General features: G+C 71.4%; 12 protein-coding genes. 8 read left to right on the top strand and 4 right to left on the bottom strand.

Going from position 1 to position 18,660, the window contains the following annotated elements:
• Positions 1-871: 871 nt before the first annotated feature.
• Complete coding sequence (locus tag ACWCXX_RS30540; RefSeq protein ID WP_451132847.1) at positions 872-2,344, bottom strand: PucR family transcriptional regulator; 1,473 nt, start codon at positions 2,342-2,344, stop codon at positions 872-874.
• Positions 2,345-2,518: 174 nt separating this feature from the next.
• Between ACWCXX_RS30540 and ACWCXX_RS30535 the strand changes: the two genes are divergently transcribed.
• From ACWCXX_RS30535 to ACWCXX_RS30515, 5 genes are all read left to right on the top strand, one after another.
• On the top strand, positions 2,519-4,012 hold the full coding sequence (locus ACWCXX_RS30535; protein WP_451132845.1) for a sodium:solute symporter: 1,494 nt from the start codon (positions 2,519-2,521) through the stop codon (positions 4,010-4,012).
• 148 nt (positions 4,013-4,160) lie between these two features.
• Positions 4,161-5,129: an agmatinase gene (gene speB / locus ACWCXX_RS30530; RefSeq protein ID WP_451132843.1), complete on the top strand. Its 969-nt coding sequence runs from the start codon at positions 4,161-4,163 to the stop codon at positions 5,127-5,129.
• Positions 5,126-6,811, top strand: coding sequence for a thiamine pyrophosphate-binding protein (locus ACWCXX_RS30525; RefSeq protein WP_451132841.1), 1,686 nt, complete (start codon positions 5,126-5,128; stop codon positions 6,809-6,811). Before speB ends, ACWCXX_RS30525 begins: the two co-directional genes overlap by 4 nt.
• A gap of 282 nt (positions 6,812-7,093) precedes the next feature.
• Entirely contained in the window at positions 7,094-8,065 is a 972-nt protein-coding gene (locus ACWCXX_RS30520) for a serine hydrolase (RefSeq protein ID WP_451132839.1), read from the top strand.
• Positions 8,066-8,309: 244 nt separating this feature from the next.
• A complete protein-coding gene (locus tag ACWCXX_RS30515; RefSeq protein ID WP_451132837.1) occupies positions 8,310-12,062 on the top strand; it encodes an ABC transporter ATP-binding protein in 3,753 nt (1,250 codons plus the stop codon).
• Between the two features lie 158 nt (positions 12,063-12,220).
• Here the strand turns inward: ACWCXX_RS30515 and ACWCXX_RS30510 are convergent, their stop codons facing one another.
• Positions 12,221-12,763, bottom strand: a complete 543-nt coding sequence (locus tag ACWCXX_RS30510) for a hypothetical protein (RefSeq protein ID WP_451132835.1) — start codon at positions 12,761-12,763, stop codon at positions 12,221-12,223.
• Between the two features lie 280 nt (positions 12,764-13,043).
• On the opposite strand from ACWCXX_RS30510, the gene ACWCXX_RS30505 reads away from it, so the two are divergent.
• From ACWCXX_RS30505 to ACWCXX_RS30495, 3 genes are all read left to right on the top strand, one after another.
• The gene (locus tag ACWCXX_RS30505) at positions 13,044-13,409 is read left to right on the top strand and encodes a hypothetical protein (protein ID WP_451132833.1); all 366 of its coding nucleotides are present in this window, start codon (positions 13,044-13,046) and stop codon (positions 13,407-13,409) included.
• A 98-nt stretch (positions 13,410-13,507) separates the two neighbouring features.
• Positions 13,508-14,977 carry a S28 family serine protease gene (locus ACWCXX_RS30500; RefSeq protein ID WP_451132831.1) on the top strand — a complete coding sequence of 490 codons (1,470 nt, stop codon included), beginning with the start codon at positions 13,508-13,510 and terminating at the stop codon, positions 14,975-14,977.
• Between the two features lie 270 nt (positions 14,978-15,247).
• Complete coding sequence (locus tag ACWCXX_RS30495; protein ID WP_451132829.1) at positions 15,248-15,631, top strand: hypothetical protein; 384 nt, start codon at positions 15,248-15,250, stop codon at positions 15,629-15,631.
• Positions 15,632-15,859: 228 nt separating this feature from the next.
• Here the strand turns inward: ACWCXX_RS30495 and ACWCXX_RS30490 are convergent, their stop codons facing one another.
• Positions 15,860-16,306, bottom strand: coding sequence for a peptidoglycan-binding domain-containing protein (locus ACWCXX_RS30490; RefSeq protein ID WP_451132827.1), 447 nt, complete (start codon positions 16,304-16,306; stop codon positions 15,860-15,862).
• 477 nt (positions 16,307-16,783) lie between these two features.
• Complete coding sequence (locus ACWCXX_RS30485; RefSeq protein ID WP_451132825.1) at positions 16,784-18,643, bottom strand: glycoside hydrolase family 3 protein; 1,860 nt, start codon at positions 18,641-18,643, stop codon at positions 16,784-16,786.
• Positions 18,644-18,660: the final 17 nt, after the last annotated feature.

Here is an 18,660-nt window from a genome sequence, read left to right as displayed (position 1 = left end):
CTTCCCCGACAAGCCGATCCGGCCCGCGCGGATCCCATGGACTCATGGTTTCCCGCCGCGAGTCCAGGTTTTATGAGCTGTGCCCGGACAGGACGGCCGCCGCCCCGGCGAGGGGGCGGCGGCCCGCACGTCCGCCACGTCCTGGACAAGAACCCCATGAGTTTCTGATCAATACCTCTGTGCTCGATGTCTGTTGCCCTGAAGCGATCGGGTTGGCACTCCGGTTGTAGGTAGTGGTTCTACTGGCTGAGAGCTTCCTTTTCATGAAGGTGGCTTGCTCGGGCTCGGCAGCGGTATTGCGGGTCGACACGTAAGCCTTCAGGGGCGTTCGCGTGGGCGCCATTGGGGTCGAAGGGGCCCGGGGTGTGGATTGTCTGGCAGATCATGCCGGATGGTGAGTTCAGGCCGGCCACGGCAATATTTCTCAGTTGAGGGGCCAGCCGGTCGCTCGGCCTTGAACCGGTGATTGTGCGAGAAGTGCAGGGCGGGTTCTTTGCCGGCTGAATTTGTGACGCCCGATCCCCAGGGAATCGTAAATGTGTTGGGGTTGAATCGGAGATTGCTGGTGAAACTCGGAGAGTTGTGGATCTCTTCGGTGTCACGGGTGAATTCTTGAAGTTCTCCTGTGGCGCGGTCGGGGGTTCGGTGGCTGTGCGTTGGCGCACGTCATCCGGAAGGGTCATGTTGGATCTTTTCAGGGAAGGGGCGGCCCTGCTCCATATCCAGGAGAAACGACGACCGGCGACGGCGACCTGTGGGTTCTGACGATCCGCGACGTATGCGGCGCCTCGCGCAAAGCCGTTGCGACCGCGGCGAGCGCCGACGACATCACCCGCGCCCTCGCCCCCGGTCCGGCGGCACCCGGTGCGGGTCACCGCACCCGTAGCGCGAACCACAGCTCCGTCCGTACGTCCATGTCGTCCAGGTCCGCGTCCAGCAGGGCCGCGCAGCGGGTGATGCGCTGGCGGACCGTGTTGCGGTGGACCTGGAGGGCCGTGGCCGTGCGGTCCCAGTTGCCGTGGAGGCTCAGCCAGCAGCGCAGGGTCTCGGCGAGGGGTCCGGTGAGCGGGGCGAGGAGGGCGCGGGCGTGGGCCTCGGCCTGGTCGGGAGGGATCAGGGCGGCCAGGCCCGTACCGGCACCGGTGTGGTGGTGGGCCAGCGGGCTGCGGGTGGCCACGGCGCGGCCCAGGGCGCGGGCCGCCTGACCGTCGGCGAGGTCGAGGGCGGTGATGGGGGCGGGGGCGGAGGCGCCGAGGGCCCAGCCGGGCTGCGGGGTGATCCGGTCGCCGCCGGGCACCAGCACCCGCACGGCGTCCCGGCCCCGGCCCGCGTCGACCAGGGCCGAGCCCAGGGCGGCGCCCAGTGCCCCGGCGGTGAGCGGGTCGACCGGGCCGTCCCCGCTGCGCCGGGCGTGCACCACCGTCCACTGTTCCGCGCCGCCGAGCAGCGGGCCGACGTCCTGCGGGTCCGCGCCCAGCAGCATCCGTACGAGGGCGGCCGACCGGCCCGCCGCGTCGGCGCCCTGGTGGGGGGCGGCCAGCAGCGAGAGCAGGACGACCGCGACCCCGGCGATCGTGTGGTCGCCCGCCTCCCGCCGGTCCGTCGCCAGCGCCAGCACGAGCCGCCGGCCGCCCCCCAGCGCGTACGCGGACAGATGCGTGCCCCGCAAGGTGTCGGTGGCGGACGTCGGGCCGGGGCGCGCCCCGGCGGAGACCACCCGGGTGAGCCGGGCCAGCGCCGCACCGACGTCCGGGGCGGGGCGGCGGCCCGAGGCGTGCAGCTCCTCGCCGTCCGCGGTGAGCAGCACCGCCCGGCCCTCCAGCTGCGCCGTCAGCTGGTGCAGCACCGCGGGGACGGGGTCGGGCCGGGCCGCCGCCGTCGCCAGGGCCTGCTGGGCGCGCGTCACCCGGCGCAGCTCCCGGTGCCGGGCCTCGGCCATCAACCGCCACACCGCTCGGGCTATCGCCGTGAACGGGGTCTCGGGCGGCACCTCCACCAGCGGCAGGCCGTGCCGGTCGCACGCCTCCACCAGCGCCCCCGGCACGGTGTCGAACACCGGCGTCACCCCGAAACCGAACGCCGCCGCCCCCGCCTCCACCAGCCGGGCCACATACGCGTCCGGGTCCCCGAGCAGCACCCCGGCGCTCAGCACCAGCTCGCCGCCGAGCAGATACGGGTACGGGTCGGCCATCTCCGAGGTGTGCACCCACAACAGCTCGGCCTCGTCCGGGCCCGCGATGTGGCGCAGACCCAGCTCCTCGTGGGCGAGCAGTTCGGTGAGCGACACCGGGGGAGTGGGCGGCGGGGGGAGCGCGGCCAGGGCTTCCATGGACGGTCCATCCATCGACAACTTCAATTATGGATGAAACGTACACTTCAGTGCCGTTTGCGGGCCACCTACCGTCTTCACTACGCACAACGAGCGCACTCGCGACCGAACGCTCGCGACCGGACATTCGTGGCCGAGTACTCGCGACCGAACTTGTGACCGGACTCGTGATCGAAACGGAGGAAGCCCATGGCCGTCGACTACGCGGTGATCATCATCTATCTGGCCGGCATGCTCGCCATGGGCTGGTGGGGCATGCGCCGCGCCAAGTCCAAGAGCGAGTTCCTGGTGGCGGGCCGCAGGCTCGGCCCCTGGATGTACTCCGGCACGATGGCCGCCATCGTCCTCGGCGGCGCCTCCACCATCGGCGGCGTCGGCCTCGGCTACCAGTACGGCCTCTCCGGCGCCTGGATGGTCTTCACCATCGGCCTCGGACTGCTCGTCTTGTCCGTCTTCTTCTCGGCGCGCATCGCACGGCTGAAGGTCTACACCGTCTCCGAGATGCTCGACCTGCGCTACGGCGGCCGGGCCGGGCTCATCTCCGGCGTCGTCATGTGGGCGTACACACTGATGCTCGCGGTCACCTCGACCATCGCGTACGCCACCATCTTCGACGTCCTCTTCGACCTGAACCGCACCGTCGCGATCGTCCTCGGCGGCGCCATCGTCGTCGCGTACTCCACGCTCGGCGGCATGTGGTCGATCACGCTCACCGACATGGTGCAGTTCGTCGTCAAGACCATCGGCGTGCTGCTGCTCCTGCTGCCCATCGCGGTGATCAAGGCGGGCGGCTTCAGCGAGATGAAGGCCGAACTGCCCACCGAGTACTTCGACCCGCTCGGCATCGGCGGCGAGACGATCTTCACCTATGTGCTGATCTACACCTTCGGCATGCTGATCGGCCAGGACATCTGGCAGCGGGTGTTCACCGCGAAGAGCGACCGCACGGCCCGCTGGGGCGGCACCGTCGCCGGTACGTACTGCCTGCTGTACGCCGTCGCGGGCGCCGTCATCGGCACCGCCGCCAAGGTCATGTACCCGAAGCTGCCCAGCGCGGACGCCGCGTTCGCCACCATCGTCAAGGACGAACTGCCCATCGGCGTGCGGGGGCTGGTGCTGGCCGCCGCGCTCGCCGCGGTGATGTCCACCTCCTCCGGCGCGCTGATCGCCTGCGCCACCGTCGCCAACAACGACATCTGGTCCCGGCTGCGGGGCGCGGTGTCCCGGGGCGGCGGCGAGGAGCACGACGAGGTGAAGGGCAACCGCGCCTTCATCCTCATCATGGGCGTCGCCGTCATCCTGATCGCCATCGCGCTCAACAACGTGGTCGAGGCCCTGACCGTCGCGTACAACCTGCTCGTCGGCGGTCTGCTGGTGCCGATCCTCGGCGGACTGCTGTGGCGCCGCGGAACCGCCGCGGGTGCCCTGGCCGCGGTGTCGGTCGGCGGTCTCGCGGTGATCGGCCTGATGGCGGCCTACGGCATCCTCGCCAACGAACCCGTCTACTACGGGCTGCTGGCCTCCCTCGCCGTGTACGTGATCGTCTCCCTGGCCACGAAGCCGACCGACGCCGCGGTGCTGGCCGCCTGGCGCGAACGGCTGGCGGGGCGGGGCGGCGAGCCCGACCCGGCGACGGACGACCGCCCGGCCGCCGCGACGACCGCCCACCCCGCACCCCAATAACGTACGTACCGACCGTACGGACGCCCCGGAGCCGCCCACGAGGCCCGGCACCACCCCGCGCCGCCGACCCGGCGGCGCACCCACCTCGCGTCACCACGCGTCAACCCGCACCGCGTCGCCACGCACCGCCACGAGAAAGGCACCCACCATGAGCAGCAACGAAACGCCGCGCGGCCCCATCGACTCCTCCCGCGTCCCGCGGTACGCCGGACCCGCGACGTTCGCCCGGCTGCCCCGCCTCGACGAGGTTCCCGCCGCCGATGTCGCCGTCGTCGGCGTGCCCTTCGACACGGGTGTCTCCTACCGCCCCGGCGCCCGCTTCGGCGGCAACGCGATCCGTGAGGCCTCGCGCCTCCTGCGTCCGTACAACCCGGCGCAGGACGCCTCGCCGTTCGCGCTCGCGCAGGTCGCCGACGCCGGGGACATCGCCGCCAACCCGTTCAACATCAACGAGGCCGTCGAGACGATCGAGGCCGCCGCCGACGACCTCCTGTCCACCGGCGCCCGCCTGATGACGCTCGGCGGCGACCACACCATCGCGCTGCCGCTGCTGCGCTCCGTCGCCAAGAAGCACGGCCCGGTCGCGCTGCTCCACTTCGACGCCCACCTCGACACCTGGGACACCTACTTCGGCGCCGAGTACACCCACGGCACCCCGTTCCGCCGGGCCGTCGAGGAGGGCATCCTCGACACCTCCGCGCTCTCCCACGTCGGCACCCGCGGCCCGCTCTACGGCAAGCAGGACCTGGACGACGACGCGAAGATGGGCTTCGGCATCGTCACCTCCGCCGACGTCATGCGGCGCGGCGTCGACGAGGTCGCCGACCAGCTGCGCCAGCGCATCGGCGACCGGCCGCTGTACATCTCCATCGACATCGACGTGCTGGACCCGGCGCACGCCCCCGGCACCGGCACCCCCGAGGCCGGCGGCCTGACCTCCCGCGAGCTCCTGGAGATCGTCCGCGGTCTGTCCTCCTGCAACCTGGTCTCCGCCGACCTGGTCGAGGTCGCCCCCGCCTACGACCACGCCGAGATCACCTCCGTCGCCGCCTCGCACACCGCGTACGAGCTGACGACGGTCATGTCCCGCCAGATCGCGGAAGCCCGCGCGAAGTGAGCCACGACCACCACGACGAGCGGCCGCGACTCACCCCCGGGCAGATCGCGGCCGCCCTGAACCCCCCGGCCGGGCGCAACGGCGGCGACCTCGTCGTCGAGACCCTCCAGGGCCTCGGCGCGACCACCGTCTTCGGCCTGCCCGGCCAGCACGCGCTCGGCATGTTCGACGCGCTGCGCCGCTCGTCCCTGACCTACGTCGGGCTGCGCGTCGAGAACAACGCGGGCTTCGCCGCCGACGCGTACGGCCGGATCACCGGGGAGGTCGCACCGCTGCTGCTCTCCACCGGGCCGGGCGCCCTCACCTCGCTCGCCGCGCTCCAGGAGGCGGCGGCGGCCTCCGCCCCCGTGCTGGCGATCTCCAGTCAGGTCCCGGTCGCGGGCCTGGGCGGCGGACGCCACGGCTACCTGCACGAACTGCGGGACCAGAAGGCGTCCTTCCGCGACATCGTGAAGTCCGTGCACACCGTCCGCACCGCCTCCCAGATCCCGTCGGCGGTCGCCGCCGCCTGGGAGTCCGCGCTGACCGCCCCGCACGGCCCGGTCTGGGTCGAGATCCCGCAGGACGTGCTCCTCGCCGAGACCTCCCTGCCCGTCGTCACGGCGATGGACGCCACCCCGCGCGATCTGCACGCCCGCCCCGAACTGATCGCCGTCGCCGCCGACCTGCTGTCGAAGGCCGAACGTCCGGCGGTCGTCGCGGGCGGCGGAGTCGTGCGGTCCGACGCGTCCGGCAAGCTGCTGGCGCTCGCGGAGAAGCTCGACGCGCCCGTCGTCACCACCTTCGGCGGCAAGGGCGCCTTCCCGTGGGAGCACCCGCTCTCGCTCCAGTCCTGGCTGGAGGATCGCTGCACGACGGACTTCCTGGAGTCCGCCGACGTACTGCTGGTCGTCGGCTCCGGACTGGGCGAACTCTCCTCGAACTACCACACGTTCCGCCCGCGCGGCCGGGTGATCCAGATCGAGGCGGACGCCGGGAAGCTGGAGTCCAACCACCCCGCGCTCGGCATCCACGCCGACGCCCGCAGTGCCCTGGCCGACCTCCTCGACACGGTCGGCCGCCGCGAGGACCCGTCGGCCCCGGAGCGGGTCCGCGCGGTGCTCGACGCGGTACGGGACAGGCTCGCGGCCCAGGAACTCACCCTGGAGCAGCGGCTCATCGCCTCGGTCCGCGAGGCGCTGCCCGACACGTCCCCCAGCTGCTGGGACATGACGATCCTCGCCTACTGGGCCTGGTCCGCCTTCGACGCCCGCCACCCGAACACGATGCACTCGGCCCAGGGCGCGGGCGGCCTCGGCTACGGCTTCCCGGCCGCGCTCGGCGCGGCGGCGGCCGACCGCACGAGGCCGGTCCTCGCGGTCTCCGGCGACGGCGGCGCGATGTACTCGATCGCGGAACTCGCCACGGCCCGCCAGTACGACCTCCCGGTGACCTGGCTGATCGTGGACGACGGCGGCTACGGCATCCTGCGCGAGTACATGACGGACGCCTTCGGCGAGGCCACGGCCACGGAGCTCGCCCGCCCCGACTTCGTCGCCCTCGCCGAGTCGTTCGGCGTACCGGCGGTCCGTACGACGCCCGAGGGGCTCACCGCCGACCTGGCGAAGGCCCTCGCGGCGCCCGGCCCGTCGGTGGTCGTGCTCCCGGCCCTGCTGAGGATGTTCGAGCCGACGCACCTGTAGGCCCTTCGCCCCCTCCCGGGGGGCACCACCCGCCCGCGCACCCGGCCCCGGGGCGCGGGCGGGCTCACGCCCCGGCGGGCGCACGTCCCCTCCGGACCCATGTCCCGGTGGCGGGAGGGGCCGACGGGCCGAGTGGGGCCGGTGATTCGGGCGGGGCGCCCCGGTGGAGGCCGAGAGGAACGCCACAGCCAGAGCCGCACAACCTTTCGATCGGTCGGCGGTCGTTACTGGCGGGCGTGCCGGCGCGCGCCCGTACGCATCCACCCAGGGGGGACACGCCGCATGAAGGACCAGCCTCGTACATTCCGCCGCGCACGGGCCCCGCTCGCCGTCGCACTCGCCGCGGGCGTGCTCGTGCCGGTGGCGCTCGGCGCCGCGCCGGCCTCGGCCGCGACCCCGGCCGTGAGCTGCACGTCCGGCAAGGCCGGGCTCGCCGCCCAGCTGTCGAAGGACATCACCGCCGCCCTCAAGGGGCGGAGCTCGACCACGGCGGTGGCGCTCTACGACCGGACGACCAAGACCAACTGCACCCTGCGGGCGACGACGAAGTACGACTCCGCCAGCGTCGTGAAGGCGACCGTGCTGGCGACGCTGCTCTGGGACAACAAGAAGCACAACCGCTACCTCACCCAGCGCGAGATCACCCTCGCCACCGCCATGATCACCAAGTCCGACAACAACGCGACCACCAGCCTGTGGAAGCAGCTCGGCGTGACCAAGATCAAGGCGTTCCTCAAGGCCGCCGGAATGACCCGGACCGTGCCCGGCTCCGGCGGCTACTGGGGGCTCACCCAGATCACCGCCCAGGACGAGCTGCGGCTGCTGCACCTGCTGACCGTGAAGAACTCCGTGCTGAGCGACAACGCGCGGGCGTACGAGCTGGGGCTGATGAAGAAGGTCGTCTCCTCGCAGCGCTGGGGCACCCCCGCCGGTGCGCCGTCCGGGGTGACCGTCCAGGTCAAGAACGGCTGGCTGCCGCGCGCCACCCACGGCTGGCGGGTGCACAGCATCGGCGCCTTCACCGGCAAGGGGCACGACTACGCGATCACCGTGCTCACCCAGGACAACAAGACGATGAACGACGGCATCAACACCATCCAGGCCGTCGCCCGCGCCGTGCACAAGGACCTCAACCCGGCCGTGGCCGCGCGGACGACCACGACGATCGCCCCGCCCGCGGCCCCGCAGGAGGCCGTGCCCGCGGTGCCGGAGGCCCCCGCGGTGAGCATGCTCACCGCGACGCCGCGCCCGTAGGCGGCCGGGTGCGACGGCCGGACACCGGAGCCCCGGGCCCGGCGACCGGCCGCCGCACCCGACGGACGGGCCGACGCCTCTCCCGGCCACGGCCGCCCCGGCCGCCCCGCGCGGCCGGGGCGGTCCTACGTCGTCCGTCGTACCTCCCCTGCATCCATGGCCCCGTCTTTGTGACAGCGGGATGAAATCCACAGCCCACCGCGTTGGTGCCTTCCGGTAGAGCAGGCCGAACGGGAGGTATCCGGTGACGGACACAGGGGACGCGGAGGGCGTGGCACGGGCCCCGGGCTGGGCCCGGCGGCTGTGCGGCTACGCATGGCGCTACCGGCGCAATGTGCTGCTGGCGCTCGGCTCGTCGCTCGCCGGCATGGCGGTGATGGCCCTCGTCCCGCTGATCACCAAGGTGATCATCGACGACGTCGTCGTCGACCGCACCCGGTCCCTCGCCCTGTGGACCGGCCTCCTCCTGGTCTCCGCCGTGGTCGTGTACGTCCTCACGTACATCCGCCGCTACTACGGCGGCCGGCTCGCCCTCGACGTGCAGCACGACCTGCGCACCGAGATGTACGGAACGATCACCCGCCTCGACGGGAAACGGCAGGACGAGCTGTCCACCGGGCAGGTCGTCGGACGCGCCACCAGCGACCTGCAACTGATCCAGGGACTCCTGTTCATGCTCCCGATGACCATCGGGAACATCCTGCTCTTCCTCATGTCCCTGGTGATCATGGCGTGGCTCTCCCCGCTGCTCACCCTGGTCGCGATCGCCGTCGCCCCCGCCCTCTGGTACATAGCCCGCCGCTCCCGCGCCCGGCTCTTCCCCGCCACCTGGTACGCCCAGGGACAGGCCGCCGCCGTCGCCGGAGTGGTCGACGGGGCCGTCTCCGGGGTCCGGGTCGTCAAGGGCTTCGGGCAGGAGGAGCAGGAGACCGGCAAGCTCCGCGAGGTCGGCCGCAGGCTCTTCGCCGGGCGGCTGCGGACGATCCGGCTGAATTCCCGCTACACCCCCGCCCTCCAGGCCGTCCCCGCGCTCGGCCAGGTCGCGATGCTGGCCCTCGGCGGCTGGCTCGCCACCCGGGGCGAGATCACCCTCGGCACGTTCGTCGCGTTCTCCACCTACCTCGCCCAGCTCGTCGGCCCGGTCCGGATGCTCGCCATGGTGCTCACCGTCGGACAGCAGGCCCGCGCCGGCGTCGAGCGCGTCCTGGAGCTGATCGACACCGAGCCGACCATGAAGGACGGCACCAGGGAACTCCCGGCCGACGCCCCCGCGAGCGTCGAGTTCGACGACGTACGGTTCGGCTACGCCGACGAGCGCCCCGTCCTCGACGGGTTCTCGCTGACCATCGAGCCCGGCGAGACCGTCGCCGTCGTCGGTGCGTCCGGCAGCGGGAAGTCCACCGTCTCGCTGCTGCTGCCCCGCTTCTACGACGTGACGCGCGGCGCCGTCCTGGTCGGCGGCCACGACGTCCGCGAGCTGACCCAGTCCTCGCTGCGCGCCGCCATCGGCCTCGTGCCGGAGGACAGCTTCCTGTTCTCCGACACCGTCCGCGCCAACATCGCCTACGGCTTCCCGGACGCCACCCAGGAGCAGATCGAGGAAGCGGCCCGCGCCGCCCAGGCCGACCGGTTCATCGCGGAACTCCCCGAGGGCTACGACACCAAGGTCGGCGAGCACGGGCTCACCCTCTCCGGCGGCCAGCGCCAGCGCGTCGCGCTCGCCCGCGCCATCCTCGCCGACCCCCGGCTGCTCCTCCTCGACGACGCCACCTCCGCCGTCGACGCCCGCGTCGAGCACGAGATCCACGAGGCGCTGCGCCAGGTGATGGCCGGGCGCACCACCCTGCTGATCGCCCACCGCCGCTCCACCCTCGGCCTCGCCGACCGGATCGCCGTCCTGGAGCACGGCAGGCTCGCCGACATCGGCACCCACGAGGAGCTGGAGCGCCGCTCCGCGCTCTACCGGCGGCTGCTCACCGACCCGGACGAGCTGGGCGGCACCTCGCCCGGCCACCAGCCGCTCAACCCCGCCTCCTCCGAACCCGAGGACGACCGCGCCCTCCAGGAGGAGCTGGACGCCGAGTTCGACGCCGAGCGCGGCATCAGCCCCCGGCTGTGGGTCCGCAAGGAGGAGCCGCGCGACACCGGTGCGGCCGGCATGCCCGCCACCCCCGAACTGCTCGCCCAGGTCGAGGCGCTGCCGCCCGCCACGGACACGCCCGGCATCGACGAGGCACGGGCCGTGCGCCCCGAGAGCTCCTACGGGCTGCGCAGGCTGCTGCGCGGCTTCGGGCTGCCGCTGCTGGTGAGCCTGGTGCTGGTCGCGGTCGACGCGGGCGCCGGGCTGCTGCTGCCGGTGCTGATCCGGCACGGCATCGACCGGGGCGTCTCGCAGCTCGCGCTCGGCGCCGTCTGGGCGGCGTCCGCGCTGGCCCTGGTGGTCGTCCTCGTGCAGTGGGCCGCCCAGATCGGCGAGACCCGGATGACCGGCCGCACCGGCGAGCGGGTGCTGTACTCGCTGCGGCTGAAGATCTTCGCGCAGCTCCAGCGGCTCGGCCTGGACTACTACGAGCGCGAGCTGACCGGCCGCATCATGACCCGGATGACGACGGACGTGGACGCGCTGTCCACGTTCCTGCAGACCGGTCTGGTCACGGCCTTCGTCTCCGTCGTCACCTTCTTCGGCATCATGGTCGCGCTGCTGGTCCTGGACGTGCAGCTGGCCCTCGTCGTCTTCGCGACGCTGCCGGTGCTGGTCGTCGGCACGTTCTTCTTCCGCCGCAAGAGCGTCAAGGCGTACGAGCTGGCCCGCGAACGCATCGGCGTGGTCAACGCCGACCTCCAGGAGTCCGTCTCCGGGCTGCGGATCGTGCAGGCCTTCCGCCGCGAGCACGACGGCGCGGACCGGTTCGCGGAGCGCAGCGGCCACTACCGCGAGGCCAGGGTCCGGGGCCAGTGGCTGATCTCGGTCTACTTCCCGTTCGTGCAGCTGCTGTCCTCGGTGGCCGCAGCGGCCGTCCTGATCGTCGGCGCGGGCCGGGTCGACAACGGCACGCTCACCACTGGCGCGCTGGTCGCGTACCTGCTCTACATCGACCTGTTCTTCGCCCCGGTGCAGCAGCTCTCCCAGGTCTTCGACGGCTACCAGCAGGCCACCGTCTCCCTCGGCCGCATCCAGGAACTGCTGCGGGAACCCACCTCCACCGACACCGTCGACGAACCGCTGGACGTGCCCTCGCTGCGCGGCGAGATCGCCTTCGAGGACGTGTCCTTCGCGTACGGGGGCGGCGACGACGCCGAGGAGGCGCTCGTCGGCGTCGACCTGCGGATACCGGCCGGGCAGACGGTCGCGTTCGTGGGCGAGACCGGGGCGGGCAAGTCCACCCTCGTCAAGCTCGTCGCCCGGTTCTACGACCCCACGGGCGGCCGGGTCACCGCGGACGGCACCGATCTGCGCAGCCTCGACCTCACCGCGTACCGGCACCGGCTCGGGGTCGTGCCGCAGGAGGCGTACCTCTTCGCGGGCACGGTCCGCGACGCCATCGCGTACGGGCGGCCCGAGGCCACCGACGCCGAGGTGGAGGCGGCGGCGCGGGCGGTCGGCGCCCACGACATGATCGCCACCCTGGAGGGCGGCTATCTGCACGAGGTCGCCGAACGGGGCCGCAACCTCTCGGCCGGTCAGCGCCAGCTGATCGCACTGGCCCGCGCCGAACTCGTCGACCCGGACGTCCTGTTGCTCGACGAGGCGACCGCCTCCCTGGACCTGGCCAGCGAGGCGCTGGTCAACCAGGCGACCGACCGCCTCGCCGGCCGCCGCACCACCCTGGTCGTCGCCCACCGGCTGACCACGGCCGCCCGCGCCGACCGAGTCGTGGTGATGGACCACGGCCGGGTCGTCGAGGACGGCACGCACGACGAACTCCTCGCCGGGAACGGGCATTACGCCGTGCTGTGGCGCACCTTCATCGGTGAGGACGAGCCCGCCGGGGTCTGAGGTCACGAGCCCGCCGAGGGCTGAGGTCGCGGGGCCGGTGGGCTCTGGGACACGGGGGTCTGAGGGCAGAGGACCGCCGGGGTCCGACCGCAGGGGGACGCCGGGCGCTTCCGGCGGCCCCTGCGGTCCCACGCGCCTCGGCCGGTCCCGTGCGGGGTTCAGTCGCCGATGTCGGAGATCCTGCCGGTCGCCAGGTCCGAGCGCACGGTCAGGTACGAGTACGTGGGGTGCTCGCCGCGGCTCCAGGTGAGCCGCACCGTCGACCAGGTGTGACCGGCGGCGCTGTCGCCCGGGGTGACCCGGAGGGCGAGCGGGGTGTTCTGGGCGCGGAGCACCCCGTCCGCGTGGTTGCGCCGTTCCCAGGCGCCCAGCCGGGAGCGCAACTGCGGGGTCAGGTAGAACTTCCGCAGGGCGGTGGCGAGCTCGCCGCCGTCCTCCGCCGAGACGGCGTCGATGTAGGCGCTGTAGAAGTGGGCGACCTGCTGGTACGCCGGAGCACCGACGGCCCCGCGCGACGGCGCCGCCCCCTGTGGCACCTGTGGTGCTTGCAACGCCTGTGGTGCCTGCGGGGCCCGTAGTGTCTGTGGGGTCGCTGCGACGGCCGGGACCGTGGCGACGGCAGTGAGCAGAGCGGTGGCGAGCAGCGTCCGGCCGAGGGGGCGCCGGCTCCGGGACCCCTGCGCGATGCGGAGTTGAAGCATGAATTTCCTGCCTTTCATGGGGCTCTGTCCTGTTGGAGCCATGCTGTGGTGATTCGGTTGCACCGGGGTGGGGCACGCCGGATGCAACCTTCGGATGGACTCCTGCGTCGTACGCGTGTATGCGTGTGTACCGGGCAGAGGCGTAAGTGTTCGATTGGCGATGGGGTTGCTGGTGAGTAAAAGGACCGTTAAGTCCGGAAAGGCTGGAATAGCCGGTTCGGGCCTCGGGGGCGGGAGAGAGGGCGCGACCACCGGCCGGGCCAAGGGCCTCGGGAGAGCGGTGCGTTCGGTCGTCCTGCCGCTGGTGGTCGCCGCCGGGCTGGTCCTCGGCGGCCCTACCGTGGGCAACGCCGACGCCGTGTCGGCCTGCACCGGGCGTCTCGCGAAGACGGTCCCGTTCAAATCCGGCGAACTGCGCGTCTACAAGAGCCGTTCCTACGCCTGCGCGACGGCCGTCGCCAAGAAGTCGGGCCCGCGCCGCTCGATGTCCGTGACGATCCAGGCGCGCGGTGGCGGCCCCGTCACCGACCGGGGCCGGTACACCAAGCAGGCGGGCCCGGTGACGGTCCACGCGCTGAACAGGTGCGTCAGGGCCTCGGCCAGGATCTCGGGCGCATCGGCCGCCACGGGCTGGATCCTCTGCTGACGGCGTCAACCACAGCCGACCGGTTCCGTCAAGGTCTGGCGGCAGGGGTGCCGCCCCGCTAGGTTCACGGCGAACGTTGTGAATCTTGGGGAGGGTGTATGCGCAAGGCGCTCAGAGGATTCCTGTCGCTCGCGGTGCTCATCGGCACGGTGAGCGCGACGGGCGCCTCGGCCGGGGTGGCCACCGCCGCGGAACCGACCGGGCCGGTGAGCCGGGCCGTCGCCGACGACGGCACCGGCATCGACATCAAGGACCGCATCCTGGCCATCCCCGGGATGAGCCTCGTAGAGGAGAAGCCCTACGCGGGTTACCGCTACTTCGTCCTCAACTACACCCAGCCGGTCGATCACCGGCACCCGGAGAAGGGCACCTTCCAGCAGCGCATCACCCTGCTGCACAAGGACACGTCCCGCCCGACGGTCTTCTACACCAGCGGGTACAACGTCTCCACCAACCCCAGCCGCTCCGAGCCGACCCGGATCGTCGACGGCAACCAGGTCTCGCTGGAGTACCGGTTCTTCACCCCGTCCCGCCCGGCGCCCGCCGACTGGTCCAAGCTCGACATCTGGCAGGCCGCCAGCGACCAGCACCGCGTCTTCACCGCCCTGAAGCAGATCTACACCAAGAACTGGCTGGCCACCGGTGGTTCCAAGGGCGGCATGACCGCCACGTACTTCGAGCGCTTCTACCCCCGGGACATGGACGGCGTCGTCGCGTACGTCGCACCCAACGACGTGGTCGACAAGGAGGATTCGGCCTACGACCGGTTCTTCGAGAACGTCGGCACCAAGGAGTGCCGCGACAGGCTGAGCGGGGTGCAGCGCGAGGCGCTGGTGCGCCGCGAGCCGCTGGAGAAGAAGTACGAGGAGTACGCCGCGGCGAACGGCTACACCTTCGGCATCACCGGCTCGCTCGACCGGGCGTACGAGGCCGTCGTCATGGACTACGTCTGGGCGTTCTGGCAGTACAGCCTGCTGTCCGACTGCGACACCATCCCGGCCGACGCCGCGTCCGCGTCCGACCAGGAGATCTGGGACTCGATCGACTCGATCTCCGGCTTCTCCGCCTACGCCGACCAGGGGCTGGAGCGGTACACGCCGTACTACTACCAGGCCGGCACCCAGCTCGGTTCGCCCGACATCAAGCAGCCGTGGCTCGGCAACCTGAGCCGGTACGGGTACCAGCCGCCGCGCAACTTCGTGCCGCGTTCCATTCCGATGCGGTTCCAGCCGTCGGTGATGCGCGACGTCGACAAGTGGGTCAAGCGGCACGCCAACCAGATGCTGTACGTCTACGGGGAGAACGACCCGTGGGGTTCGGAGCGCTTCCGGCCCGGCGCGGGCTCCCGTGACAGCTACGTCATGACCGTGCCCGGCGGCAACCACGGTTCCAACGTGGCCGGGCTCGCCGAGGAGGACAGGGCCAAGGCCACCGCGGCCGTCCTGCGCTGGGCGGGCGTCGCCCCGGCCGCCGTGCAGGACGACCCGGCGAAGGCGAAGCCGCTCGCGAAGTTCGACGCCCGGCTCGACAAGCAGGACGTGATGAACGAGCGGGAACTGCGGCCGTAACGGTTCCGCGAGCACGGAGGGGCTGTTCGTGCGCCGCACAGCCCCTCCGTGCTTTCCGGTCGGCCCCGCTCTTCGGGAGCGGGGGCGTGCTGTCGGCCGGTAGCGGAAATGGAACTCAGCGACAAGGCCCCGCCTGGAGCCGGGCAGTGGCACGTCGTTATTTACCGGGCATTCGCGACATCCGGCGGCTGCGCCATGGAAAAGCGCAACTTTAGGGCGCTATGCCCGGAGTGGTGAACGTATGCGCGTGCCGCTGCTAGCGTCCGCCGCATGAAGCCCACCGTCGGAATCTTCCTCACAGTTGTTCTTGCAGCGCTCGCAGCGTGCTCTCCTCCTTCGGAAACGGAGGGAACGTCGACTCCTCGCCCTCACGTGGTCGCCGGTATCGATGGTGAATCCCTGAGCGAAGAGGAACGTCGATACCTGGATGACGTCCTGGAGAAGGCCCCGGGAACCAAGTCCGGTGCGAAATGGCGGAAGGATGTTGCGTCAGCGGACAAGGGTGCTCTCGACATGATTCTCGACGGCGAGCGATTGACCTTCTGCAAAGGCGCCCCGCGACGCGATCGGGACTCCTTCGCCGCAGAAATGGGGCGCGATGCGGGGGCGTTCACGTTTATTCGCCAGGAAGCCGTACGTGAGCACCTGTGCTGAATCTGGTCGAACGACTGGTAGGGGCTGAGGGCGCGTGCGGTGCCCAGGCCGGACGAGAGGTCCCCGCCGTTCGTCTCCAGTCCGCCCTGGTGACGTGCATGATCTTGGTCCTTGTCTTTTCTTCGTGAGGGATGCGGTCGGGCACGGTGAAAGAACGCGCCTGCGCGACCCGAGAACGGGGAGGAGGGCGTGAGGAGGGGTGGGGAGCAGGTTTCCCGACGCCGTTCCTCACAGCCCCTGGGACATGGCGTGATCGGGGTACGGGTAGGAATTCCCGTACCGATGGGAATCCTGGCCGGGTGATTCGGTTTCCGCATGGAGGGCCGCACGGGTGATCGCCCCGTAGACGCCAGGCTTTTCGGGAATGTTCCGGGCCTTCTGGTAACGGCTCAGCGCGGCTTCCGCATTCGCCGTGAAAGTCCCGTCGGCGCTGCCCAGGTACAGCGGGAGCTGTTGCAGCCTCTGCTGGAGGTCCTTGACGTCGTGGCCCGTGCTTCCCAGGGCGAGGTCCGGCCGGGAAGAGGTGGAAGGAGGCGGGGAGAGCGGTCCCGCAGAGAGCGTTTCCGGCAGGGGAGCGTTCTCTTCGAAGAGTTCGATGTCGGCCGGGCGGGCGCCCCGACCGTCCCGACGGGAGGTGGACACCTTTCCGAAAAACTGGTCCTCGCCGGACGGCACCCGGCCGTGTGCCGGCTGCGGGGCGAATTCTCCTTCCGGTTCTTCTTCCGGTGTGCGCGCCGTGAATTACTGAAAGCCCACGTGCTCCGAGCTCCTTGTCCGGGCAGTACGACAAAAGTTGATCAGCGTGCGGGGATTCGGGTTCGCCTCACGTTCCCGAACGACGAATGCGGGCAGGCGAAAAATGGGTCGCGCGACACATCGAGAACTCCAGGTTGTGACGGAACCGAGGATGTGGGGAGGGGGTTCCGCGACCTTGACCCATAACGCGAGCAGGCGTCAACTTTGAGCAAATCGCACCAAGATGGCGGCGATCGGTCATGCCGCCTTGAATGGAAATTAAAGCGTGACGCACCTCACGCGGCAGAGGTGAAATGCGGGCGCCGCACGGCTGCCCGGCGAGCAAAAAAACGGACGGCACGCGGGACCACTCGGTCCCGCGTGCCGTCCGTCTTACGTCCGGTGACGCCTCTCGGCTCAGTACTTCAGGCCGTACCCCACCGGGTGCAGCACCTGTGTCGGGTCGTCCGCGCGCTGCACCGGCACCGGCAGGGTGCCCTCCGGCTCGACGCGGCCCGCGATGACCCGGGCGGCGGCCCGGAGCTCGACGTCGGTCCAGGAGTACGTGGCCAGGTTCGCCACGAACCCGGTTCCGTCCAGCCGGGCGATGTCGTACGGGTTGCGGATCGCGACGGTGATCACCGGGATGCCGGTCGCCGCGAGGGCGCTCACCAGGGTGCGCTGCGAACTGGCCGCCGTGACGTTGTACGTCGCCACGACCACGGCGTCCTTGCCGCGCGCCGCCGCCACCGCTTCGTCGATCTTCGCCCTGGTGGGGGCGGTGCCGGTGGACAGTGCGGTCGCCGCGTACCCCAGCTCGCCGAAGGCGGTGGCCAGGGTGGTGGTCGGAGGTCCCGTGGTGCCGGACGGGGAGGCCGGGTCGGCGCCGACCACCAGCAGGTTCTTGTGGGAGCGGCGGGAGAGCGGCAGCACCGCGCCCTCGTTGGCGAGCAGGGTGGTGGTGCGCTCGGCGATCCGGTCGGCGGCGGCGAGGTGCGCCCGGGTGCCCACGGTACGGTCCACCCCGCGGTGGCCGACGAACGGGTCGTCGAACAGCCCGAGCTTCGTCTTCAGCCGCAGGATGCGCAGGATCGATTCGTCGAGCCGGGCCTCGGTGAGCTCGCCGCTCTTCACGGCCGCCAGGACGGCGTTCCAGGAGACGTCCAGGCTCGGCGGGTTGAGCAGCTGGTCCACACCCGCCTTCAGGGCGAGGACCGGCACGCGGTCGTCGCCGTACTTCGTCCGCACCCCCTCCATGCCGAGGGAGTCGGTCACCACGACGCCGTCGTAACCGAGTTCCTCGCGCAGGATGCCGGTGAGGATCGGGTGGGACAGCGTGGCCGGGTCCTCCGCCGGGTCCAGGGCCGGGACCACGATGTGCGCGGTCATGATCGAGTCGATGCCCGCGGCGATCGCGGCCCGGAACGGCGGCGAGTCCAGCTCCGCCCACTGCTCCCGGGTGTGGTTGATGACGGGCAGCCCGGTGTGGCTGTCGGTGCTGGTGTCGCCGTGGCCCGGGAAGTGCTTGGCCGTCGAGGCGATCCCGCTGCTCTGGTACCCCTTCACCTGCGCGGCGACCATCGCGGCCACGGACTGCGGGTCGGAGCCGAAGGAGCGCACGCCGATGACCGGGTTGGCCGGGTTGACGTTGACGTCGGCGTCCGGGGCGTAGTTCTGGTTGATGCCCATCGCGGCCAGTTCGGCGCCCGCGATCTGCCCGGCCCGGCGGGCGTCGGAGCGCGAACCGCCCGCACCCAGCGCCATCGCGCCCGGCATCAGGGTGGCGGGCTTGCCGACCCGGCAGACGATGCCGTGCTCCTGGTCGGTGGAGACGAGGAGCGGCAGCGGGGTGGGCCCCGCGAGACCGGCCCGCTGGATGCCGTTGGAGAGGTCGGCGATCTGGTGCGGGTCGCGGGTGTTGTGCGCCCAGGCGAAGTAGATGATCCCGCCGACGTGGTACTTGGCGATCATCTCGGCGGCGGTGCGGACCCCGATCTCGGCCAGGTTGGCGTCGATGTCGGCCTGGTCGGGCTCGGTGGCGGAGTGCCCGTACACCCGCATCACGAAGAGCTGCCCGACCTTCTCCTCCAGGGTCATCCCGGAGATGATCCGCTTGAGGCGCGCGGTGGTGGCGGCTGAATTGTGCTGCCCGCCGCCGCTGCTCGCGGCCCGCGGGGCTGCGACGGCGCCGGGGGCGACGCCCGCGCCCGTGGCGACGGCTGCGACCGTCGCGGCGGTGGCGGTGAGGAGGGTGCGTCTGGAGGGGCGGTGGTGCACGTGAGCTCCTTCGGCCT

It is taken from the genome of Streptomyces sp. NPDC001732, assembly GCF_053596315.1.
Note: the sequence above shows the minus strand (reverse complement) of the source record. Positions and strands in the feature narration are given on the sequence as shown.